The 21,259-nt window shown below is 73.6% G+C and carries 20 protein-coding genes; 5 read left to right on the forward strand and 15 right to left on the reverse strand.

Annotated features, from left to right (window positions below; genetic code table 11):
* Window positions 1–2 precede the first annotated feature (2 nt).
* From ACIBD9_RS21610 to ACIBD9_RS21620, 3 genes are read right to left on the reverse strand one after another with little or no spacing between them, the layout of a single operon-like run.
* Entirely contained in the window at window positions 3–827 is an 825-nt protein-coding gene (locus ACIBD9_RS21610; RefSeq protein WP_396720153.1) for an SDR family NAD(P)-dependent oxidoreductase, read from the reverse strand.
* Window positions 824–2,164, reverse strand: a complete 1,341-nt coding sequence (locus tag ACIBD9_RS21615) for a flavin-containing monooxygenase (protein WP_396720156.1) — start codon at window positions 2,162–2,164, stop codon at window positions 824–826. The genes ACIBD9_RS21610 and ACIBD9_RS21615 overlap by 4 nt, the downstream gene beginning before the upstream one ends.
* 55 nt (window positions 2,165–2,219) lie before the next feature.
* Window positions 2,220–2,867 carry a TetR/AcrR family transcriptional regulator gene (locus ACIBD9_RS21620; RefSeq protein ID WP_396720158.1) on the reverse strand — a complete coding sequence of 216 codons (648 nt, stop codon included), beginning with the start codon at window positions 2,865–2,867 and terminating at the stop codon, window positions 2,220–2,222.
* A 57-nt stretch (window positions 2,868–2,924) separates the two neighbouring features.
* On the opposite strand from ACIBD9_RS21620, the gene ACIBD9_RS21625 reads away from it, so the two are divergent.
* From ACIBD9_RS21625 to ACIBD9_RS21635, 3 genes are all read left to right on the forward strand, one after another.
* Complete coding sequence (locus tag ACIBD9_RS21625; protein WP_396720160.1) at window positions 2,925–4,283, forward strand: MFS transporter; 1,359 nt, start codon at window positions 2,925–2,927, stop codon at window positions 4,281–4,283.
* Window positions 4,284–4,309: 26 nt separating this feature from the next.
* Window positions 4,310–5,464: a hypothetical protein gene (locus ACIBD9_RS21630; RefSeq protein WP_396720162.1), complete on the forward strand. Its 1,155-nt coding sequence runs from the start codon at window positions 4,310–4,312 to the stop codon at window positions 5,462–5,464.
* 231 nt (window positions 5,465–5,695) lie between these two features.
* Entirely contained in the window at window positions 5,696–6,037 is a 342-nt protein-coding gene (locus ACIBD9_RS21635) for an RNA polymerase-binding protein RbpA (protein ID WP_030327608.1), read from the forward strand.
* Window positions 6,038–6,122: 85 nt separating this feature from the next.
* Here ACIBD9_RS21635 and ACIBD9_RS21640 read toward each other — a convergent pair whose 3' ends face one another.
* The 9 genes from ACIBD9_RS21640 to ACIBD9_RS21680 all read right to left on the reverse strand — a co-directional run bounded on the left by ACIBD9_RS21640 (window position 6,123) and on the right by ACIBD9_RS21680 (window position 16,567).
* The gene (locus ACIBD9_RS21640; protein WP_396720164.1) at window positions 6,123–6,653 is read right to left on the reverse strand and encodes an FxsA family protein; all 531 of its coding nucleotides are present in this window, start codon (window positions 6,651–6,653) and stop codon (window positions 6,123–6,125) included.
* A 91-nt stretch (window positions 6,654–6,744) separates the two neighbouring features.
* Window positions 6,745–7,554 (reverse strand): polyprenol monophosphomannose synthase, encoded by an 810-nt coding sequence (locus tag ACIBD9_RS21645; protein WP_387166503.1) that lies wholly within the window; start codon window positions 7,552–7,554, stop codon window positions 6,745–6,747.
* 34 nt (window positions 7,555–7,588) lie between these two features.
* Window positions 7,589–9,280, reverse strand: a complete 1,692-nt coding sequence (gene lnt / locus ACIBD9_RS21650; protein WP_396720166.1) for an apolipoprotein N-acyltransferase — start codon at window positions 9,278–9,280, stop codon at window positions 7,589–7,591.
* 479 nt (window positions 9,281–9,759) lie between these two features.
* Window positions 9,760–11,097, reverse strand: coding sequence for a glutamate mutase L (locus tag ACIBD9_RS21655; protein ID WP_396720168.1), 1,338 nt, complete (start codon window positions 11,095–11,097; stop codon window positions 9,760–9,762).
* 100 nt (window positions 11,098–11,197) lie between these two features.
* Window positions 11,198–11,605, reverse strand: a complete 408-nt coding sequence (locus tag ACIBD9_RS21660) for a hotdog domain-containing protein (RefSeq protein ID WP_387166494.1) — start codon at window positions 11,603–11,605, stop codon at window positions 11,198–11,200.
* A complete protein-coding gene (locus tag ACIBD9_RS21665; RefSeq protein ID WP_396720170.1) occupies window positions 11,602–12,357 on the reverse strand; it encodes an OAM dimerization domain-containing protein in 756 nt (251 codons plus the stop codon). Before ACIBD9_RS21665 ends, ACIBD9_RS21660 begins: the two co-directional genes overlap by 4 nt.
* A complete protein-coding gene (locus ACIBD9_RS21670) occupies window positions 12,354–13,913 on the reverse strand; it encodes a lysine 5,6-aminomutase subunit alpha (RefSeq protein WP_396720172.1) in 1,560 nt (519 codons plus the stop codon). The genes ACIBD9_RS21665 and ACIBD9_RS21670 overlap by 4 nt, the downstream gene beginning before the upstream one ends.
* A gap of 34 nt (window positions 13,914–13,947) precedes the next feature.
* Window positions 13,948–15,513 carry an amidohydrolase gene (locus ACIBD9_RS21675; RefSeq protein WP_396720174.1) on the reverse strand — a complete coding sequence of 522 codons (1,566 nt, stop codon included), beginning with the start codon at window positions 15,511–15,513 and terminating at the stop codon, window positions 13,948–13,950.
* 4 nt (window positions 15,514–15,517) lie between these two features.
* Window positions 15,518–16,567, reverse strand: coding sequence for a zinc-binding alcohol dehydrogenase (locus tag ACIBD9_RS21680; RefSeq protein WP_396720410.1), 1,050 nt, complete (start codon window positions 16,565–16,567; stop codon window positions 15,518–15,520).
* Window positions 16,568–16,720: 153 nt separating this feature from the next.
* Between ACIBD9_RS21680 and ACIBD9_RS21685 the strand changes: the two genes are divergently transcribed.
* A complete protein-coding gene (locus ACIBD9_RS21685; RefSeq protein WP_396720176.1) occupies window positions 16,721–18,127 on the forward strand; it encodes a KamA family radical SAM protein in 1,407 nt (468 codons plus the stop codon).
* 7 nt (window positions 18,128–18,134) lie between these two features.
* Here the strand turns inward: ACIBD9_RS21685 and ACIBD9_RS21690 are convergent, their stop codons facing one another.
* Window positions 18,135–18,683 carry a TetR/AcrR family transcriptional regulator gene (locus ACIBD9_RS21690; RefSeq protein ID WP_396720178.1) on the reverse strand — a complete coding sequence of 183 codons (549 nt, stop codon included), beginning with the start codon at window positions 18,681–18,683 and terminating at the stop codon, window positions 18,135–18,137.
* 111 nt (window positions 18,684–18,794) lie between these two features.
* Here ACIBD9_RS21690 and ACIBD9_RS21695 point away from each other — a divergent pair, with 111 nt between their 5' ends.
* Window positions 18,795–19,739, forward strand: coding sequence for an NADP-dependent oxidoreductase (locus tag ACIBD9_RS21695; protein ID WP_396720180.1), 945 nt, complete (start codon window positions 18,795–18,797; stop codon window positions 19,737–19,739).
* A 3-nt stretch (window positions 19,740–19,742) separates the two neighbouring features.
* Here ACIBD9_RS21695 and ACIBD9_RS21700 read toward each other — a convergent pair whose 3' ends face one another.
* Both ACIBD9_RS21700 and ACIBD9_RS21705 read right to left on the reverse strand, forming a co-directional pair.
* Window positions 19,743–20,402, reverse strand: a complete 660-nt coding sequence (locus ACIBD9_RS21700) for a polysaccharide deacetylase family protein (RefSeq protein WP_396720182.1) — start codon at window positions 20,400–20,402, stop codon at window positions 19,743–19,745.
* 616 nt (window positions 20,403–21,018) lie between these two features.
* A complete protein-coding gene (locus tag ACIBD9_RS21705; protein ID WP_396720184.1) occupies window positions 21,019–21,213 on the reverse strand; it encodes a CsbD family protein in 195 nt (64 codons plus the stop codon).
* Between the last annotated feature and the right edge of the window lie 46 nt (window positions 21,214–21,259).

The following is a 21,259-nucleotide window of genomic DNA, read 5'->3' on the forward strand; positions in this document are numbered from 1 at the left end:
GGTCACCGCCCCCGGTGGCGGTCGACCATGCCGGCGGCCAGCGGCGCGGCGTCCAGGTCACCGGCGGCGAGGCGGGCGGCGAGGGTACGCCGCACCAGCCGGTCGGCCAGCGCGGGCGCGTGCCGGCCGACGGCCATCTCCAGGCGACCGCGTGCGGTGGTCGCCACGTCACGGGGCGCCCGCCGGGCGGTGGCGGTGCGCAGGATCGCCGCGACCACCCCTTCGACGGGCTCGGGGCGGGACACCCCCCGCAGGGACAGCCCGGCCGCGGCGGTGCTGTCGTGGATCGGTGAGGCGACCATGCTGGGGTAGACGACGCTCACCCCGACGTGGGTGCCCACCTCGTGGCGCAGCGCGTCGGCGTAGGCGACCAGGGCCCGCTTGCTCACCCCGTACGCGGCGGCGAGCGGCAGGGGCAACACGGCCATCCGGCTGGCCACGAAGATCACCCGCCCGCGGGCGGCCAGCAGCGGGGGTAGCGCGGCGGCGGTGGTGCGCCAGGCGGCGAGCAGGTTCACCTCCAGTTGCTGGCGGACCACCTCGTCGGGCGGCAACTCGGCCGGCGCGGGACCACCGACCCCGGCGTTGTTGATCAGCAGGTCGAGTCCGCCGAGCCGGTCGACGGCGGCCCGCACCGCCGGTGGCACGGCGTGGGGGTCGGTCAGGTCGCAGCCAAGCACCGGAACGTCGTCGTCGGGGCGGGCGTGCAGGTCGAGCCCCACCACCCGGGCGCCGGCCGCGCTCAGCGCCGCGCCGAGGTGGCGCCCGAAGGTCCCGCTCGCCCCGGTGACCAGCACCCGCCGACCGGTCAGGGACCGACCGCTCACCGGGGTGCACCCACCGAGGCCGCCGCGCCGGAGCGGGCGCGGCGCGTCCCGGCGGTCAACTCCCGGGCCAGCTCGGCCAGGTAGACGTCGAAGTCCACCCGCATCGCCGGGCGGCGCTGACCCCAGCGGGCGGTCGCGGCCCGCAGTTCGGCCCGGCAGGCGGCGCGCTGCCGCTCCGGGTCAGGCAGCGCGTACCGGCCGGCGAGGTGCGCCGCGACCAGCTTGGCCTGCGCCTCCACCAGGGGGAACGCGGAACCGGTGGACTGCATCAGCCCGACGAAGCTCAGCCCGGGGGCGTCGGGGTGGAACACGTGCCGGTACAGCGGCAGGGTGTCGGCGCCCCCGGCGAGCAGCGCCGGGTCGAGGAACGGGATGTCCACCCGGTAACCGGTGCACCAGATGATCAGGTCGACGCTGTCGCTGCGGCCGTCGGTGAACTCCACCCGGTCGCCGTCGAGGGCGGCGACGCCGGGCCGGGCCTCGACGTCGCCGTGGGTCAGCCGCGACAGCAACCCGTCGGAGAGCGTCGGATGGTCCTGCAGGAAGCCGTGCGTCGGCGCGGGCAGCCCGTAGCGGGCGGGGTTGCCGACGGTGGCGCTCAGCATCGTCTGGCTGATGCGTTGGCGCAGGCGCCACGGCAGTCGGCGGGCCAACGCCCCGTTGAGGGTGTCCGAGGGGCGACCCAGCAGGTACTTCGGCACCACCCAGACGCCCCGGCGTAGCGACAGCAGGGTGCGGCTGGCGGCGTACGACGCGTCCACGGCGATGTCCATCGCGGAGTTGCCGCCGCCGACGACCAGGACCCTTCTGCCGGCCAACTGCTCCGGGCCCCGGTAGTCGTGGCTGTGGATCTGCTCGGCGGTGCAGGTGCCGGGGTGCCCGGGATCGGGCAGCCGGGGCACCCGGTTGTGCCCGTTGGCGACGACCACGGCGTCGACGGTGACCTCGACCGGGCCGGTCGGGCCGCTGGCGGCCACCGTCCAGGTGCCGTCGGGATGCCGGGTGACCCGGTCGACGGTGTGGCGCAGCCGGATGGTGTCGGCCAGCCCGAAGCGCGCGGCGTAGTCGGCGAGGTAACCGGCGACGCGACGGTGGTCGGGGTAGTCGGGCCAGTCGGCGGGCATCGGGTGGTCGGCGAACTGGGTGCGACCACGGCTGGTGTTGAGGTGCAGCGTGCGGTAAGCGGGCGAGTCGGGCGCCCCGTACACCCAGAGGCCACCGACCTGCTCGGCGGCCTCGAAGCCGACCGTCGGCACGTCGGCGTCGCGCAGTGCCTTGACGGCGGCGAGCCCGGCGGCGCCGGCCCCGATCACCGCCACCCTAGGTGGTACGCCCATTGCCGCCCCCATTAATCCAACGTCCGATGGATAATCGTCGCGCGGCGGCGGCCCGTCAAGAGGTCGGTGATCCGTACAGCCCGTCGAGCAGGCGGTGCACGAACGCCCGGAACTCGCGCCGTTCCCGAGCGCCGGGCGCGCCGGCGGCCAACGCCACCACGTGCCCGTGCGTCGCCCACACCAGACTCCGTACGGTGATGTGCGGGGTCGGCTCGGCCAGCGCGCCGGTCGCCGCGGCGGCGGTGAGCAGCTCCGCGACCAGCCGGTACAACGGGTCGGCGTAGCGCTGGTCGAGCTCGGCGTGCCGCTGCGGTTCCAACCAGCGGCGCAGCCACAGCGCGGTGGTCTCGGGGCGGTCCTCCAGGAAGTCCACGAAGACGTCGACCAGCTCGTGCAGGGCCCGCCGCGCCGCGTGCGGACCCGCGTCGAGAGCGGTGCGGGCCTGCTCGGCGGCCTCGATCAGCACCTCCCGCTCGGCGGCGAACACCCGGGCGAAGCACGCGTCGTAAAGGGCTGCCTTCGTACCCGTGTGGTGCGCGACAGTGGCGACGTCGACCCCGGCGGCGGCGGCGACCTCCCGCAGCCCGACGGCGTCGAAGCCCCGGTCGGCGAAGAGCGCGGTCGCCGCGGTGAGCACCACCTCGCGGGTCGGCCGGGTCTCGTCGCGGCGGGGCCGACCCGGGCGGCGGCGGGGCATGGTCATGGTCGCCATTCTGCCCCTAGAATCCAGCAACCGTTGGATTGCGGAGAGGATGCGGCGATGACCGGGCTGGACCGGCGGCCCGCGGCCGCCACCGACACGACGTTGCCGCGCGGCCCCCTGGCGGGCTTCGCGGCCGGCTCGCTCGGCATGGGTGTCTGGGTGACCGTGCCCGGCCTGCTGCTGCTCTACTTCCTCACCGACGTGCTGGCCGTCGGGCCGTGGCTGGCCGGCCTGGCGCTGCTGCTGCCGAAGGTCGCCGACGTGCTGCTGCACCCCTGGGTGGGGCACCGCGCCGACGTCGAGCAGGCCCGCCGCGGCGACCGGCGTCGCCTGCTGCTGCTCGGCTGCGCCCTGCCGGTCGCGTTCGCCGCGCTCTTCGCGGTGCCCGGCGGCCTGACCGGCGCGCCGGCCGCCGCGTGGGTGGCGGTGTTCTTCATCGCCGGCAATCTGCTCTTCGCCGCCTACCAGGTCCCCTACCTGGCCACCCCGGCCGACCTGCGGATCGGCTACCACGAACGCACCCGGCTGATGGCGTTCCGGATGGTCGTGCTGACCCTGGGCATCCTGGTCTCCGGGCTGCTGGCCCCGCTGCTGACCGGCGGTGACGCCGCGACCCGGGGCGGCTACCAGCGCATGGGCGTGGTCCTCGCCGTGGGGATGCTGGTGGCCATGCTGGTCGGTGTCGCCGGCTTCGCCCGGCTGCGCGGGTCCGCGCCGGCCAGCACCGCGTCCGGGCACGGCGGGTGGCGGGCCCTGCGCACCGCGCTGCGCGACAGGCAGTTCCGGTGGCTGGTCGCCGCGTACCTGGCGATGTCCACCACCACCCATTTGGTGCTCGCCGGGGTGCCCTACTACGCCGAGTACGAGCTGCGCGCGCCCGGCCTGACCACGGTGCTGGTGGCCGCGTTCGTGGCGCCGGCGCTGCTGGTCACCCCGGCCTGGCTGGTGGTGGCCCGACGTGTCGGCAAGCAGCGGGCGCTGCTCGGCGCGCAGGGCGCGTTCGCCCTCGGCTCGCTGGTGCTGGCGGTGGGCCGCCCGGCCGGCCTGCCGGTGCTGGTCGCCGCGGTGGCGGTGCTCGGGGTGGCGTTCGCCGGCATGCAGTTGCTGCCGTTCTCGATGCTGCCCGACGTGATCCGCTCCGCCAGCACCACCGGCGGCACCGGGGCCGGCACCTACACCGGGGTGTGGACGGCCACCGAGGCCACCGGCGCGGCGCTGGGCCCGTACGCGTACGCGCTGTGCCTGACCGTGGGTGGTTTCGTGGCCTCGACGGCCGGTGAGTCGCCGGTGCAGCCGGACGCCGCGCTCGCGGCGGTCCGCTACGGCTTCGGGTTGCTGCCGGCGGTGGCGATGCTCGCGGCGCTGCTGCTGCAACGCCGTTACACCCTGGACGCGACGGCCCGGGCGACGAGCTGATCGGCCGGCACTAGACTTCGCCCTCGATGGACGCCCAGCCCAGCACCACCGAGACCCGCCCCTGCGCCCACTGTGGACGGCCGGTGCCGCAGCGTGTCGGCGCGGGTCGACCGTTTCGCTACTGCCGCGACAACGACGGCGCCTGCCAGCGTGCCTCCCGCAACAGCCGGATGCGGCACCGCAACGCCCCCGGCCTGCCCGGGCAGGTGGCCCGCACCTGGGAGGCGGTGGACCGGCTCGACCAGATCGTCGAGACGTTGACCGAGTCGCTGCACGCCGAGTTGTCCCCGGTGGGGGTGCAGCGGCAGCTCGCCCAGGCCCGCGCGGAGGCCGCCACCGAGATCGCGGCGGCGCAGACCGAACGCGACGAGGCCCGCGACGACGCCGAGGCTGCGGCGGCCGACGCGGCGCGGGCCCGCGAGCAGGCCCGTGACGCCCGCGCCGAGGCCGACGACGCCCGCCAGCGCGCCGAGCAGGCGCAGCGGCAGGCTGCCGCCGCCGACGAGCGGGTCCAGCACGCCGAGGCCGCCCGCGACCAGGCCCGCCACGAGGCCAGCGCCGCCGAGGCGCTGCGCGCCCAGGCCGAGCGCGACCGGGACCAGGCCCGCGCCGAGGTGCGTGACCTGCGCACCGAACGCGACGCCGAACGGCAGCGGGTGGCCGACCTGAGCGTGGAACGCGACGCGCTGCGCGCCGAGGCCGAACGGGCCAACCGGGCCGCCGCCGAGGCGACCGAGCGGGCCGGGCGGTGGCAGGCCGAGGTGCAGGACGTCCGGCGCCAGATCGAGCAGTCCCGCGCCGACGCCGCGAGGACCCGCGCCGAGGCCGCCGACGCCGCCCGGGCGCGCGAGCAGGCCGACCGGGCGCGCGACCGCGCCGAGGTCGCCGCCCGGCAGGCCGACGACGCCCGGCAGGAGGCCGCGGAGCTGACCGCGCGGCTGCGCGCGGAGGTCGCCGCCCTGGCCGCCCAGCGCGACACGCTCACCGCGGAGTTGACCGCGGCCCGGCAGGCCGCGGCGACCGCCGAGGGTCACCGCACCGCCCTGACGGTACGACTCGACGCCGCCGAGACCGACCGGGACCTGGCCCAGCGGCGGGTGGCGCAACTCGGCGACCAGGTCAGTGACCTGGCGTTGGCGCTGGCCCGCCTCGGCGCCGCCACTTCCGGCGACGCCACCTGATGATCGTGGCGCAACCTTCGGTAGGCTCGGGCGGTTAACCTCCCCGGTGGCAGCGGACACACACCGTTGTCCCGACCCGCCTGGGGATCACCTCACCGGGTGAGCGTCCCGGCCGGCTACCCTTGGTCCCGGCCCACCCGTGGACGCCTCACGCCCTCGGGCGGGAATGGCTCGACGGGGACGCACCGTTACACCCAGAAGACCAGCACCACGAACGAGGGGAAGTCGATCATGGGCGAGCGTATGCTGCGCGGAAGCCGCCTTGGCGCGGTGAGCTACGAATCCGACCGCAACACGGAGCTCGCGCCGCGTCAGACCCGCGAGTACCTCTGCGCCAAGGGCCACCAGTTCGAGGTGCCGTTCGCCGTCGACGCCGAGGTCCCGACGACCTGGGAATGCAAGTTCGACGGCAGCGTCGCCCGACTCGTCGACGGCAGCGAGCCGGAGCAGAAGAAGGCCAAGCCGCCGCGCACCCACTGGGACATGCTTCTGGAGCGGCGCTCGATCGCCGAGCTGGAGGACATCCTCGAGGAGCGGCTGCAGGAGGTTCGGACCCGCCGCGGCCGCGCCTGAGCCGCACGACGCACAACGACGACGCCCCCGGGGTTTCCCCGGGGGCGTCGTCGTGTCTGTGCGCGGTCAGTGGCTGGTCTCAGTCTCAGTGCCGACCGGGCTCGACGATCTCGCCCTCGATGGCCCGGCCGCCGTCGACCACCACCGGCTGTTCCGGCTGTGGAGTCGGTTGCGGGGTCGGTTGTGGCGCACCCTGGCGTACCCGCACCGTGCGGGGCCCGAACAGGTCACCGGCGACCATCGACGACACCCGCCGCTCGGTGGCGCGTCGCACCCCGGCGTGGGCCAGTCGACGCACCGGCGGCACCAGCAGCAGCAACCCGACCAGCCCGCTGACCAGGCCGGGCACCGCCAGCAACAGCGCGCCCGCCAACCCGACGAGCCCGTCGGTCACCTGCCCGCCCGGGGGCTGCCCGGCCGCCGCCGCGGCCCGGAACCCACGCCAGGCGCGCATGCCCTCGCGGCGCAGCAGCACCAGCCCCAGCAGGGACGCGGCGAACACCAGCAACACCGCCGCCCCGAACCCCAGCGCCCGTCCCACGCCGACGAAAACCGCCAGCTCCAGCACCACCGCCAGCAGCAGGGCCAACGGTACGAACCTCAGTCCTCGGCGCATCTCACCTCATCGCCATTCCTGCGGACACCACGGACGTGTTCCGCTCATCCAGCATGACACGGCCGCGCTCACGGCCACCGTGCCTGACCGCTCACGGCCACCGTGCCTGACCGGTGGCCGTGCCGTGCAGGCCCCGGCGTACCGCCTGGCGCCGGTCGCGCACACCCCAGGCGGTGATCCGCCACAGCGCCTCGGCCACGATCTTCGGGCTCATCTTGCTGTCGCCGCGCTCCCGCTCGGCGAAGGTGATCGGCACCTCCACGATCCGCACCCCGGCCCGGTGCGCCAGCCGCGACAGCTCCACCTGGAACGAGTAGCCCTGCGAGGTCACCGACCCCAGGTCGATGGCGTCCAACGCGCTGATCCGGTACACCCGGTAGCCGCCGGTGGCGTCCGACACGGGCATGCCCAGCGCCAGGCGCGCGTACAGGTTCCCGCCGCGCGACAGCAGCAGCCGCCGCAGCGGCCAGTTGAGCACCCGCGCGCCGCGGGTCCACCGGGAGCCGATCACCACGTCGGCGTCGCGGGCGGCGGCCAGCAGCGCCGGCAGGTCCTCCGGGGCGTGCGAGCCGTCGGCGTCCATCTCCACGACCGCCTGGTAGCCCCGCTCGCGCGCCCACCCGAACCCGGCCAGGTACGCCGCGCCCAGGCCCTCCTTGCCGTGGCGGTGCAGCACCTGCACGTGCGCGTCGCCGTCGGCGAGAGCGTCGGCGATCGCGCCGGTGCCGTCGGGGCTGTTGTCGTCGGCGATGAGGATCTGCACCGCCGGGGCGGCGCGCCGGACCCGGCCCACGATCACGGCGATGTTGTCGGCCTCGTTGTAGGTGGGGATCACCACCAGCACCCGGCCCACCCCGGGCACCTCGTCCGCGCGTCGGATCGTATCGGTCGCCTGGATCACGGTTCCTCCGCTCCCGCCGGCGTACCGGCTGTTGCTATCCGGGCCTGACCCGCTGCCGCCGGCGCAGCACCGCCGCGCCGACCAGGGCCGCCGCGGCCAGCGCGGCGAGCGCCACCTCGGGCCACCAGCCGAGGCGGGTGGCGAGGGTGCGTCCGTCGTCGAGCCGCAACTGCCGCACCACGACCTCCCGGGTGTTGAACCCGGTGGCATCGCTTACCCGCCCGTCGGGTGCGACGAACCCGGACACTCCGACCGTGGAGGCCATCAACGCCGGCCGTCCGTGCTCCACCGCCCGCAGCCGCACCATGGCCATCTGCTGGCGGGCCTCCGCCACGTCGAAGGTGGCGTTGTTGGTCTGCACCACCAGCAGTTGCGCGCCGCCGGTGACGGTGTCGCGGACCACCTCGTCGTAGGCGACCTCGAAGCAGATCACGTCACCGAGCACGGCGGGGCCGGCGCGTACCACGCCCGGGGTGCTTCCGGGCACGAAGTCGTTGCGGATCAGGTCGACCTGCTTGCTGACCATCCGGGCCACGTCGCGCAGCGGCACGTACTCGGCGAAGGGCACGGGGTGGCGTTTCGTGTACAGCTGGTCGAGGTCCGGGCCGGTGCCGGGGTGCCACAGGATGCCCGCGTTGCGGACCTGCCCGGCGTCGGGGCCCAGCAGCACCGCGCCGACCAGGATCGGCGCGCCGATGGTGTCGGCGGCCTGGGAGATCCGCGCACCGGCGGCGGGGTTGCGCAGCGGGTCGATGTCGCTGGAGTTCTCCGGCCACACCACCAGGTCGGGTCGCCGTTGCTGCCCGGCGGCGACCCGCGCGGCCAGCTCGATGGTGGCGTCGACGTGGTTGTTGAGCACCGCCTGCCGTTGGGCGTTGAAGTCCAGGCCCAGCCGCGGCACGTTGCCCTGCACGATCGCCACGGTGACGCTGGTGCCGGACCCGGCGGTGGCGACCGGCACCAGCAGAGCCCCGGCGGTCAGCGCGACGGCCACGACGGCCGGTACGACCACCGACGCCCACCGGCGCCCCGCCGTCGCCCCGGCGGGTGACCGGCCGTCCAGCGGGCCGTCAGCGCCCGGCACGACGCCACTGGGCGGGGGCGCGGGGCGCCGGGCGGTGACCCAGGCCCCCCAGGCGGCGGTGACCAGCAACCCACCGACGAGGGCCACGGCGAAGGTGACCAGTGGGGCACCGCCCAGCGCGGCCAGGCGCAGGAGCGGTGAGGTGTCCTGGCTGAACGCCAACCGCCCCCACGGGAACCCGCCGAACGGGGTGCGGTCGCGCAGCGCCTCCTGCCCGACCCAGAGCAGCCCGGTCAGCGCCGGCCACGCCCAGCGGGCGCGGTCGACCAGCGGCGACACCCAGGCGGTGGCCGCGCCCAGCAGCGCCAGGTAGCCGGCCTGCAGCAGCGACAGCAACACCCACGGCAGGTAGCCGGTGTGCAGGTTCGTCCAGGCCAGCAGCGGGGCGAAGAACGCCACCCCGGTCAGGAACCCCAGGCCGGCGCCGGCGCGCAACCGCCGCCGGTGCGCGGCGGCGGCCAGCAACGCCACCCCGACGGGCGCGAGCGGCCACACCCCGTACGGGGGGAACGCCACCAGCAGGGCCAGCCCGGCGGCCACGGCCAGGGGTACGGCGACCCGCAGCGGCAGCGGCCGACCGGGAACGACCGGCTGGGGCAGCGCCGCCGGGGTGTGGGTCTCATCCCGGTCCAGGGTCGTCACCGCTTCACCTCGATCACGGGGCGAAGGTTACCTGGCTGGCGGGTGATCCGGCCGCGTCGGGCCGTCGGGCACGAACCGCCCGGTGGACATGAAATCGGGGCGCGGCTCGCGCCGCGCCCCGATGCTCCCAGGCCCTTCCCGGCCGGTGTGGCGAGGATGGGGCACGACGACCTTCGGACCGACCGGACGTGGACTGGCTGCCCCCGCCGGGCCGTTGTCTACTGGCCGTGCACCTCACCCTGCCCGTACACCGGTAACCGCGGCCGGTTCGCGCCGCCCCGCCGACCCCCGCCCGCTGGACCTGGCCGCCGCGACGATGACGCTGAAACATGTCGCTCGGCCAGCGGACGAAGGGACGAAGCGAACAACAGCCGCTTCCCGTGGTAGGACTCAAAGACGGTACGTGCCGACCCCCGTCGGTTGTCAACCCGCAGACGGCCTGTCGTGTGTTGCGACACGGCGTGTCGGGTCGGCGAGTCTCAATGCGTACGCAGATGGTGACGCAGCAGCGCCTGCGCGGCCGACCGGTGCTCCTCGGCGAGCAGCCCTCCGGCGGCCAACACGTAGTCGGCGTCGACCACCGCGGCGGCGGCACGCGGCAGCGCCCACCCGCCGGCGTGGTCGGCCAGGACCGCCGCCAAAACCTGCCCGGACGCGTCCGCCGGCGCGTGCCGCAGCACCCCACCGGAGCCCACCAGCAGCCGCACGTCACGCAGGTCCCGCCCGGAGCGCTCACCGGTGGCGGCGCCCCGGGCGTGCCGGCGCAACGCCACCGTCGCGGCGAGAGTGGCGATACGCCGGTCCATCCCCCGCTCGACGTCGTCGACGGCCAGGAACGCCGGGTCGGCCGCCCGGCGCGCCGCGGCGGCCGCGAGGTCGTCGGACTCGTCCGCGCTCAGCAGCCGCTCCTCGACGGCGGCCCGCACGACCCCGGGGGCGCTCCACCGCATGCCCAGATCGCCCTCCACGGTGCGGGCCCGCCACAGACTGCCGGCGACCTCCCGGCCCGGCCCGGTGGCCCGCTCGTCCGGCGTGAGCACCGAGTACACGTCGGTGGTGGCCCCACCCACGTCGACCACCGCGAGGTCGCCGCCGAGGGTGTCGGCGAGCACCTCCACACCGGTGAGCACCGCGTCGGGGGTGGCCGCCCGCACCAGCCGCGCGAACCGGGCGCCCCTGGACAGTCGCTTACCGCCGATGACGTGACGCAGGAACACCGCGCGGATCGCCGCGCGCGCCGACGCCGGGGCGAGCACCCCGATGCGCGGCAGGACGTTGTCGGCGTCGGTGACCGGCACCCCGGCGTCGCGCAGCAGCCCGCTCAACTGCTCGCGCACGTCGGCGTTGCCCGCGTACACCACGGGTCGGCGCCACCGGGCGCGGGCCAGGCGGGTGGCGTTGTGGCTGATGGTGTCGGCGTCGCCGCCGTCGGTGCCGCCCACGAGCAGCACCACGTCCGGTCGGGCCGCCCGCAACGCCGTCAGGTCGGCGGCGCCGAGCCGCCCGGCCGCGACGTGCACCACGTGCGCGCCGGCGGACAACCCGACCCGCCGGCCGGCCTGCGCGGTGACCAGCGGCTCGTAGCCGACCACGGCCAGCCGCAGCCCACCGCCGGCCGACGAGCACACGTACCACGGCACGTCGCGGACCCCGAGCCCGGCGGTGGCCGCCGCGACCGCGGCGTCCAGGCCGTGCAACACGTCGGTGCCCACCGTGGTGGGCGCCGACGCCGCGCCGGCCAGGACACCGGCGGCCAGGTCCACCACCGCCACCTTCGTGTACGTGGAACCGACGTCCGCGCAGACCGCCAGGGTCACGAGTTTCCCTGTTCGCGACTGCGGGGCTCGCAACCCCGGCTCACTCCTCGCGACTCACTGTGCCTCTGGTGTTCGCGACTGCGGGGCTCGCAACCCCGGCTCACTCCTCGCGACTCACGCTGGCGGCGGGAACGACCACGGTGCCGGTCGCGGTGACCGCCACTACCGGCGGGTCGAGGACCTCGGCGGCGGACGCGGAACGGTCCGGGCGGCCCCGGCACACCACCGCGCAGCTCAGCTCCAGGGTGCGGCTACGGGTGCCCACCCGCGCCACCCGCGCGGTCACCTCCACCACGTCCCCGGCGTGCACGGGAGCGTGGAACCGCACGTCGGCGTACCCGGCGAACAGGCCCTCGTCGCCGTCGGTGCGGATGCACACCTCCGTGGCGACGTCGCCGAACAACCCGAGGGCGTACGCCCCGTCGACGAGGTTGCCGGCGTAGTGGGCGTGCGAGTACGGCACATACCGCCGGTGCGTCACCGTCAACCCGAGCCGTGCGTCGGTCATACCATCGCCTTCCGTTGCGTGATCAGGGCGTGCACGAGGTAGCTGGCCACCTCGCCGGGCGTGGTGCCCCGGCCGAAGATCCGGTCCACGCCCAACTCGTCGGTCATCGTCTCGTCGAAGCGGGGACCGCCGACGATCAGTAGTGGCCGCCGCCCCGCCGGCATCGCCTCCCGGAACGCGGCGGACATCTCCCGGGTGTTGTGCAGGTGCGCGTCGCGTTGGGTGACCACCTGCGACACGAGCACCGCGTCGGCCTTCTCCGCCCGGGCGGTCTCCACCAACTCCGGCACGCTGACCTGCGCGCCCATGTTGGTGACCTTCAACTCCCGGTAGTACTCCAGGCCCTTCTCCCCGGCGATGCCCTTGACGTTGAGGATCGCGTCGATGCCCACGGTGTGCGCGTCGGTGCCGATGCACGCCCCGACCACCGACAGCTTGCGCCGCAACCGCTGCTTGATGACCGTGTTGACGTCCTTCGCCGACAGCAGCGCGAAGTCCCGTTCCACCACCTGCACGGCGTTCAGGTCGACCAGGTGGTTGACCCGCCCGTAGACGACGAAGAACGTGAACCCGTCGCCCATCGGTTTGGCGTGCACCACCATCGCCGGGTCGATGCCCATCTTGTTGGCCAACTGCACCGCCGCGCCCTCGGCGCGCTTGTCGTGGGTCACCGGCAGGGTGAACGACACCTGCACCATCCCGTCGCCGGTGGTGTCCCCGTACGGGCGCACGATCTGCTTCTCCCCGCTCACGCGGCGGCCTCCAGGATGTCGGTGGCCGGGTTGCAGTAGTCGGCCTCGTGCGCGGCGACCCCGGACAGGCCCTTACCGCGGTCCGCGGGCCGCTTCATGATCCCGAAGGTGCCCTCGGCGATCGCCGTGAGCAGCGTCTGCTCCCCGATGCGCTCGAGCAGGTCCAGCGCCTCACCGAGGACCTGGTTGGCGCGGCGGCGGATGAACCCGCCAGGCGCGGGCACGAAGTCCTCGTGCAGCCCACCGGCCGCGCCGAGGACGTAGCGCACGTTCTGCAGGGCGATGTCCCGGTCGGACAACCACGGCGTCACCACCGCCTCGGTCATCATCCCCACCAGCAGGATGCCCTGACCGGTCAGTGCCCCGGCCAGGTTGAAGAACCCGTCGAGCAGGTTGCCCCGGAACACGTCACCGGTCATGTGCTTCGTCGGCGGCATCCACTTCAACGGCGCGTCGGGGAACAACTCCCGGGCCAGCAATGCGTGCGCCAACTCCAACCGGAACGACTCCGGCACCTCCGGGTTGATCTCGAACGCGTGCCCCAACCCCAACTGCCAGTCCGCCAACCCCGCCTCGTGCGCGAAGAACTCGTTGAGCAGCTGCGACACCGTCACCGTGTGCGCCTCGTCGACCGCGTCCGCGGTGGTCAGGTAGTTGTCCTCACCGGTGTTGATGATGATCCCGGCGCGGGCGTGGACCTGCCGGGAGAACCGCTGGTCGACGAACGTCCGCACCGGGTTGATGTCGCGGAACAGGATCCCGTACATCGAGTCGTTCAACATCATGTCGAGGCGTTCCAGCCCGGCCAGGGTCGCCATCTCCGGCATGCACAGCCCGGACGCGTAGTTGGTCAACCGTACGTAGCGGCCCACCTCCTTCGACGACTCGTCCAACGCCGCGCGCATCAGCCGGAAGTTCTCTTGCGTGGCGTACGTGCCGGCGAACCCCTCCCGGGTCGCGCCCTCGGGCACGTAGTCCAGCAACGACTGCCCGGTCGAGCGGATCACCGCGATCACGTCCGCGCCGGCGCGCGCCGCCGCCTGCGCCTGCGGAATGTCCTCGTAGATATCACCGGTGGCGACGATCAGGTAGATCCACGGCCGCTGCGCCGGGTCGCCGTGGCGCTTCACCAGACGCTCCCGCTCGGCGCGCCGCCGGTCGATGCGCCGGATGCCCGCGCCGACCGCCTTGCGCGCCGCCGACCGGGCGGCCGTCGCCGCCCGCCCGGTGGGCTGGGTGAACCGCACCGACCCGGCGGCGGCCTTCTGCGCCAGCAACGTCACGTCGGTGCTGCCCTCCCGGACCAGGGCGTCGAACACCGGCACCGCCACCCCGTGCCCCAACCCCACATCCGCGGCGACCGCGTCGACGAGCCGGTTCACCCACGGGATGCCGTCCGGGTCGGCGCCGCTCACCCCGGCCAACCGCAGGACCGCCCGCTCCACCGACACCGTGGTGTGGCTGCGGGCCAGGTCCACCACCGGCTGCCCGGCCCGACGCGCCAACTCCCGCGCCCGCGCCACCAGCACCGGATCAAGATCAAGCTTGCCGGTCACGCCGTCGCCCCCGCCACATCGATCAACCGCTCGCTCACGACGACCCTTCCTCGTAGATGACCTCACCGCGCAGCACCAGGCGCCGGCACACCGGCAGCGGCGTCGGGTCGTCCGGACCTCGCTGCTCCGGGTCCTCGGCCTGCAACACCGGCAGACCCCGCTCCACCCCCGCCGGCGTCGACCACACCGCGAACGTCGCCGGCGCACCCAGCGCCAGGACCCCCTCGACGTCCAGGTGCACCGCCCGCCACCCACCACGGGTGTGCGCCGCGAACGCCGAGCGCACACTCATCCGCTGCGCCGGGTTGTGGTGCGCCACCGCCGCCCGCACCGACCCCCACGGGTCCAGTGGCGTCACCGGCGAGTCCGACCCGAACGCCAACGCCACCCCCACCGAGTGCATCGCACCCATGGGGTTCGACTCCAACGACCGGTCCAACCCCAACCGCGTCTCGTACATCCGGCCCGCGCCGCCCCACAACCGGTCGAACGCCGGCTGCATGCTCGCCACGACCCCGTACTCGACGAACCGCGCGATCAACTGCTTGTTCATGATCTCCGCGTGCTCGATGCGGTGCCGGGCCGCCCGCAACCGCTCCACCCCCACCGTCCGGGCCGCCGCCGCGAACCCGTCCAGGACGGTGCCGATCGCGGCGTCGCCGATGGCGTGGAACCCGCCCTGCATCCCGTGCGCCGCGCAGTCCAACAGGTGGTCACGCACCTGCTCGGCCGACACGTACCCGTGCCCGCAGCCGTCACCGTCGCCGTACGGCTGCGACACGTGCGCCGTGCGTGAGCCCAACGCCCCGTCGGCGAACAGGTCCCCACCGGCGCCGACCGCGCCCAACTCCCGGGCCCGCGCCGCGCCGCCCAATTCACCCCAGTACCCGTACACCTCCGGCAACCCCGCGCCGGAGATGCCCAGCAGACCGGTGAAGTCCTCCTCGTCGGAGATCTCCGGACCACCGCACTCGTGCACCGCGGCGATTCCCAACGACGCCGCGTGAGCGAGGGCCACCCGCTGCGCCGCGACCCGCTGCGCCCGACTCACCGACCCCTGCGCGGCCGCCCGCACCACGTGGTGCGCGTCGCGCCGCAACCACCCCGACGCGTCGTACCCGGCCGCCTGCGCCGCCTGCGGGCACGCCGCCAGCAACGCCGACGACACCAGCGCCGAGTGGATCGACGCCTGCGACAGGTACACCCGCCGGCCCCCGGCGGCCCGGTCCAGCGCCGCCGCGTCCGGCAACGTCGGATCCGACCAGCCCGACTCGTCCCAACCGTGACCCAGCACCACCGCGTCCGCCGGCAGGCCCGCCGCGAACCCCGCCACCGCGTCGAGCAGCTGACCCGCCGAGCGCACCCCGGACAACTCCAGCCCGGACAACGCCAACCCGGTGTCGGTGGCGTGCACGTGCGCGTCGACGAACGCCGGCGTCACCAACGCCCCATCCAGGTCCACCACCCGGTCGGCCGGCGGCGCGTCACCGTCGGTCCCCAACCAGGCGATCCGCCCACCGGACACCAGCAGCGCGGTGGCGCTCGGGTCGGCGGGGCAGTGCAGCACGCCGCCGCGGTACAACGTCGAGGGGTTCGTCATGACCTCAGTCTGCCGCGACCCGCGCCGCGAAGAGCTGACGCACCCCCGGCTCGGCCCGCAGCAGCCCCAACGCCAACTCCGCGTGCCCCGGCACGTACCCGTTGCCCACCAGCATCGTCACGTCCGCCGCCAGCCCCTCCGCGCCCAACGCCGCCGCGGAGAAGCTCGTCGCCATCGAGAAGAAGATCACTGAGCCGCCGTCCGCGGTGGCCAGCACCGCCCCGTGCTCACACCCCGGCACGTCCACGCAGACCACCGTCACGTCCGCCGGCGCACCCAGCGCCGTGGTCACCGCCGTGGACAACCCCACCGGGTCACGCGCGTCGGCCAACGCCACCACCGACGCCAGACCGGCGGCCGTCAGCGCGTCGCGCTCCGCCGCCACCGGCACCACCCCGACGGTACGCGCGGCGCCCGCGCGTCGCGCCGCGGCGAGGGACAGCGACCCGCTCTTACCGGCCCCGCCGATCACCGCGACCCGCACCGGCGTCGGATCACCGCTTCGCTGGCGCTCCTCGACGTAGCGAGACACCACCCGGGCGGTCAGCGCGGGCGCCCCGCACACGTCCAGCACGGCAAGGGACAACTGCGGGTCCTCGTCGTCGGGCAGCACCGCGGCGATGGACCGCGCGAACAGGATCGCCCACCCGTCACAGGGCACCTGCTCGCTGCGCCCGTCCCAGCGGGCCAACCCATCGGTGATCACGAGCGGCGTCAGCGTCAACGACACCAGGGTGGCGACCCGCTCCCCCGCCCTGAGCCCCAGCGGGGACCGCCGACCGGCCTCCTCGACCGTGCCGATCAGCATCCCACCCGACCCGGTCACCGGGTTCTGCATCTTCCCCCGGGTCGCGATGATCTCCAGCACCTCGGCGCGGACCGCGTCACCGTTCCCGCCGTGCTTCTCCGACAACTGCCGGAAGCTCGCCGCGTCCAGGTTGAGCCGCTGCACCCGGATCCGCACCTCGTTCGGCGCGATCGCCGCCGACGTGTCCAGGCGCCAGGCCGCCTGCGGCAGCACCCCCGCCGGCTGCACGACGCGGTGCAGTCCCACCGGTGACGTCACGCCAACCTCCCCCTGCCAGCCGTTCGAAGCCCCGGTCAAGGCTCGCGTAACGGGAAAACTTACGGCAGACTAGTTTCTGTACCGAATATTTTCCAGTAGCCTTCGGGCTTCGATGATCAGCCGTAACACCGAGGAGGGGCCGTGACCCAGACCCAACCGGTTGAGACCATCCCTCAACCCCGTCACGCCCCGGTCGCCGCACCGACCGCCGGGCAGCCCTACGAGTACCACCGCCGCCCCCTGGTCGAGCCCGACTGGACCCGCTTCCCCGGCTGGCGCCACGTCACCCGCGACCAGTGGGAATCCGCCCAGTGGCAGCGCGTCAACTGCGTCAAGAACACCAAGCAGCTCCGCGCCGTCTTCGGTGACCTCATCGACGAGACCTTCTACGCCGACCTCGAGGCCGACCAGAAGGCCCTGGCCACCATGTCCATGCTGGTGCCACCACAAATGATCAACACGATGGTGCCGTTCGCGACCCTCACCACCGAGGCGCTGCTCGCCGACCCCATCCGCCGCTACATGATCCCGGTCGCCTCCGACCGACGCACCGACTGGCCCTCACACCCCTACGCCAGCCGCGACAGCCTCCACGAGCACGACATGTGGGTCGCCGAAGGGCTCACCCACCGCTACCCCACCAAGGTCCTCGCCGAACTGCTCTCCACCTGCCCCCAGTACTGCGGGCACTGCACCCGCATGGACCTCGTCGGCAACTCCACCCCCGCGGTCGACAAACTCAAGCTCACCCTCAAGCCCGTCGACCGCTACGACGCCCACATCGCCTACCTCAAGGCCCACCCCGGCGTCCGCGACGTGGTCGTCTCCGGCGGCGACGTGGCCAACGTCCCCTGGCGCAACCTCGAGTCGTACCTCATGCGCCTGCTGGAACTGGAGACGGTCCGCGACATCCGGCTCGCCACCAAAGCCCTCATGGGCCTGCCCCAACACTGGCTCCAGCCCGACGTCGTCGAGGGCCTGGAGCGCGTCGCCCGCACCGCCGCCCGCCGCGGCGTCAACCTCGCCATCCACACCCACGTCAACCACGCCCAGTCGCTCACCCCACTGGTCGCCAAGGCCGCCCAGACCGCCCTCGACGTCGGCGTCCGCGACGTCCGCAACCAGGGCGTGCTCATGCGCGGCGTCAACGCCACCACCCCGGAACTGCTCGACCTCTGCTTCGCCCTACAGGGCGAAGCCGGGATCCTGCCCTACTACTTCTACATGTGCGACATGATCCCCAACGCCGAACACTGGCGGGTCCCGGTCTGGCACGCCCAGCAACTCCAGCACGACATCATGGGCTACCTCCCCGGCTACGCCACCCCCCGCATCGTCTGCGACGTCCCCTTCGTCGGGAAGCGCTGGGTGCACATGCTCACCGACTACGACCGTGAGCGCGGCATCTCCTACTGGACGAAGAACTACCGCACCTCCATCGAATCCGCCGACCTGGAGGCGCTCAACAAGCGCTACGCCTACTACGACCCGATCGACACCCTGCCCGCCGACGGCCAGCAGTGGTGGGCCGACCACCGCGACGACTGACCAACCGTCAGGCACGGATACCGGCGAGGACGAGGTCCGCGACCCTACCGATCACCCGGGCGCTCGTCGTCGCCGGCAACCGCCGTAGCGACGCGATGGCCAACAGGCCGGCGCGGACGTCGTCCACGTCAACGCCGTCGCGCAGCACACCCGCGGCCCGAGCCCGCACGACCAGCACATTCAACGCCTGCGCGTGTTCCCGCCGCTCCTCCTGAAACGCCGCACCCACCTCGCCCGGACCCAACAGCGCCTCGTTGAGCGCCCGGTCATGGATCTGCCGCTCGGCGAACTCGCGGACCACGCCGGACAGCGCCCGCCACGGGTCCGGGTCGCCGAGCGCGCGGCGCATCTGCGCACCGCAGTCCTCGACACGCTCGGCCAGGACCGTCGCGACCAACTCCGTACGCGTCGGGAAATGCCGGTACAGGGTCGCCACACCAACCCCCGCCCGTCGCGCCACCTCCCGCATGGGCACCTCAAGCCCCGCCGACCCGAACGCCTCCCGTGCCGCCGCCACCACCCGACCACGGTTGGACCGGGCATCGGCACGCTGCATCCGAGACATCTCCGACCGGACTCCGTCTCACTTGACCCCACAGCGGAACAGTCGCTCCGTTTCCGACCTACGGTACGACCACCACCACGTCACCCCAGGCAGAGGAGCCCCATGTTCGCCGTGCAGTACGACCGGTTCGGCGGGCCCGAGGTACTCCACCTCGGCACCACCAACGCGCCACAGCCCCGGGCCGGCCAGGTTCGCATTCGCGTCCAAGCCGCCGGGGTCTCCCCCGTCGACGTCGGCCTCCGCTCCGGCCGCACCCCGATGGCCGCCCACCTACCGTTGCCACACATCCCCGGCGTCGACGCGGCCGGCATCGTCGACGAGATCGGCGACGACGTCGACGACGTGACCCTCGGCGACCACGTCTTCGGCATCGTCGAACTGGCCAGACTCGGCGGCGCGAGCGCACAGTTCGCCGTACTACAGCTCTGGGCGCGCAAGCCCACCACCATGCCGTGGACCCAGGCCGGCGCGGCGGGCACCAGCATCGAGACCGCCACCCGAGCCCTCGACCTGCTGAACCTACGGCCCGGCATGACGCTCCTGGTCGACGGCGCCGCCGGTGGCGTCGGCAGCATCGCCGTCCAACTCGCCGCCGCCCGCGGCATCCACGTCATCGGCACCGCCCGCGCCGACAACCATGACTTCCTCCGCCAACTCGGGGTCACACCGGTCAGCTACGGGCCCGACCTCACGAACCGCCTCAACGCCCTCGGCGTCACCCGAATCGACCGCGCCCTCGACGTCGCCGGCGCCGGGTCGCTGACCGAACTGCTCCACCTCACCGGCGACCCGACAGCGGTCCTCACCCTGGCCGACTTCACCGCCCCCACCCACGGCGTCCGCCTCTCCACGGGGCAACTGGGCGGCGAACCCGACGGTCGCCACGGCCTCCCCACCGCAGCCGAACTGTTCACCGAGGGCAGGTTCAGGGTGCCGATCGACGCGGCCTTCCCCCTTGAGAAGGCGTCCGACGCACACCAGACGGCCGAGCACGGATCCCGCCGCGGCAAGATCGTCCTGACCATCGACGACAAACGGGAAAGCTGAACCTCAGCCGCCGGCCAGCACCTCGGACAACGGCGCCGGCACCAACCCTCGCTCACGCAACCCCGCCAGGATGTGCGGCAACGCCTCATCGGTCATCGCCGCGTTCGCCTCGGTCACATGCATGATGACCACCGACCCGGGGCGGACGTGGTCCACCACCGCCCGCACCAACGGCTTCCACGCCGTCGCGAACGGATCACCGCTGACCACGTCCCCGTCGACCACCGTCACCCCCAGCGGCGCCAACGCGTCCAGCGCCGCCGCGTCGTGGCACAACCCTGGAAACCGGAAGTATCGGGTCTGCCGACCGCCGTACGGCGCGATCACCTCGAACGTCTTCGCCACATCGCCGGCCAACTCCTTGACGGGCAGCCGCGGCAGGTCGTAACAGTCTGCGGTGAACGCCGCGTGCCCGTAGGTGTGGTTGGCCAACTCGAAGCGCGGATTCTTCGCGATCCGCCGGGTCACGTCCGGGTACCGCTGCACCCACTTGCCGGTCAGGAAGAACGTCGCCGGCACCTGTTCGCGCTCCAGCAGGTCGAGGATGCGCAGGTTCGCGTACGACCTCACCCGACCGGCCCGCAGGCTGGCCAGCATCCCGTCGGTCATGTCCGCGTCGAAGGTCAACGCGACCTTGGCGCCGGTGCGCGGGCCGTGATCCACCACCGGCGCCCTGGTCCCCACCCCCGTCGCTCCCGGCACAGCCGGCGAGGCGGCAGGAGGCGTTGACGTCGGAACCACAGGCGATGCGCTGGCCGACGGCACGGCGCTCGCCGACGGCACGGCCGCGGAGGCGGACGAGCCGACGAAGACCGGCCGCTCCGGCGGTGGCACCCGGGACGCCGTGCACGCGACGCTGCCGACAACGGCCGCCGCAACCAGTACGACACACCACAACGGGCGAAGCCGGGGTCGGATCACGCGGCAGATCATCGCAGACGCGAAACCGCCTCACTGCCCCGCGCGTACCGTCTCGAACTCCGCCCACCACAACGTGCCGACGTCCCGCCGCGCGCCGCCGGCGGCGGCGCGCGTTACGTCCGTCGGGAGGCCGCTCCGGCAAGCGCTATACCTCAGCGGCACAAATATGACTCTCTGGTATATCGCCCACCAGCGACACCTCGCCCACGGGCACCGAGGCCGCCACCAACGCCCAGCCCAGCGCGGCCAGCGCGAACAACACCAGGGAACGCGGCACGGGGTCACCGGACGACAGTGGCCGCACACGCGACGGGTCCCCGGCAGGCAATGCCTCCCGGGGACCCGTGGACCGCTCAGGTCACTTCGTGAAGGAGTCCTTCACGTTGCGACCGGCGTCCTTGACGTTCTGACCGGCCTGCTTGGCGCGCGCGTCGCTCTGCTGGCTGGCGCCCTCGCCACGCATCTGCTCGTTGTCGGTCATGTCGCCGACGCGCTCTCTCGCGGCGCCGGCCATCTGCTCGACCTTGTTCCGTGCCTTCTCGGTGAAGCTCATCGCGCCTCCTCGGTCTGGCGGTTGTCGGATCTCGCTTGCCCGCTCT

It is taken from the genome of Micromonospora sp. NPDC050784 (assembly GCF_044456765.1).
GTDB lineage: Bacteria > Actinomycetota > Actinomycetes > Mycobacteriales > Micromonosporaceae > Micromonospora > Micromonospora foliorum.

What these genes read in the sequence shown, in the direction of transcription:
- ACIBD9_RS21615 (WP_396720156.1), bottom strand. Translation starts at nt 2,164, where the DNA reads ATGGGCGTACCACCTAGGGTGGCGGTGATCGGGGCCGGCGCCGCCGGG.
- ACIBD9_RS21620 (WP_396720158.1), bottom strand. Translation starts at nt 2,867, where the DNA reads ATGACCATGCCCCGCCGCCGCCCGGGTCGGCCCCGCCGCGACGAGACC.
- ACIBD9_RS21625 (WP_396720160.1), top strand. Translation starts at nt 2,925, where the DNA reads ATGACCGGGCTGGACCGGCGGCCCGCGGCCGCCACCGACACGACGTTG.
- ACIBD9_RS21630 (WP_396720162.1), top strand. Translation starts at nt 4,310, where the DNA reads ATGGACGCCCAGCCCAGCACCACCGAGACCCGCCCCTGCGCCCACTGT.
- ACIBD9_RS21635 (WP_030327608.1), top strand. Translation starts at nt 5,696, where the DNA reads ATGGGCGAGCGTATGCTGCGCGGAAGCCGCCTTGGCGCGGTGAGCTAC.
- ACIBD9_RS21640 (WP_396720164.1), bottom strand. Translation starts at nt 6,653, where the DNA reads ATGCGCCGAGGACTGAGGTTCGTACCGTTGGCCCTGCTGCTGGCGGTG.
- ACIBD9_RS21660 (WP_387166494.1), bottom strand. Translation starts at nt 11,605, where the DNA reads ATGACCGACGCACGGCTCGGGTTGACGGTGACGCACCGGCGGTATGTG.
- ACIBD9_RS21675 (WP_396720174.1), bottom strand. Translation starts at nt 15,513, where the DNA reads ATGACGAACCCCTCGACGTTGTACCGCGGCGGCGTGCTGCACTGCCCC.
- ACIBD9_RS21690 (WP_396720178.1), bottom strand. Translation starts at nt 18,683, where the DNA reads ATGCAGCGTGCCGATGCCCGGTCCAACCGTGGTCGGGTGGTGGCGGCG.
- ACIBD9_RS21695 (WP_396720180.1), top strand. Translation starts at nt 18,795, where the DNA reads ATGTTCGCCGTGCAGTACGACCGGTTCGGCGGGCCCGAGGTACTCCAC.
- ACIBD9_RS21705 (WP_396720184.1), bottom strand. Translation starts at nt 21,213, where the DNA reads ATGAGCTTCACCGAGAAGGCACGGAACAAGGTCGAGCAGATGGCCGGC.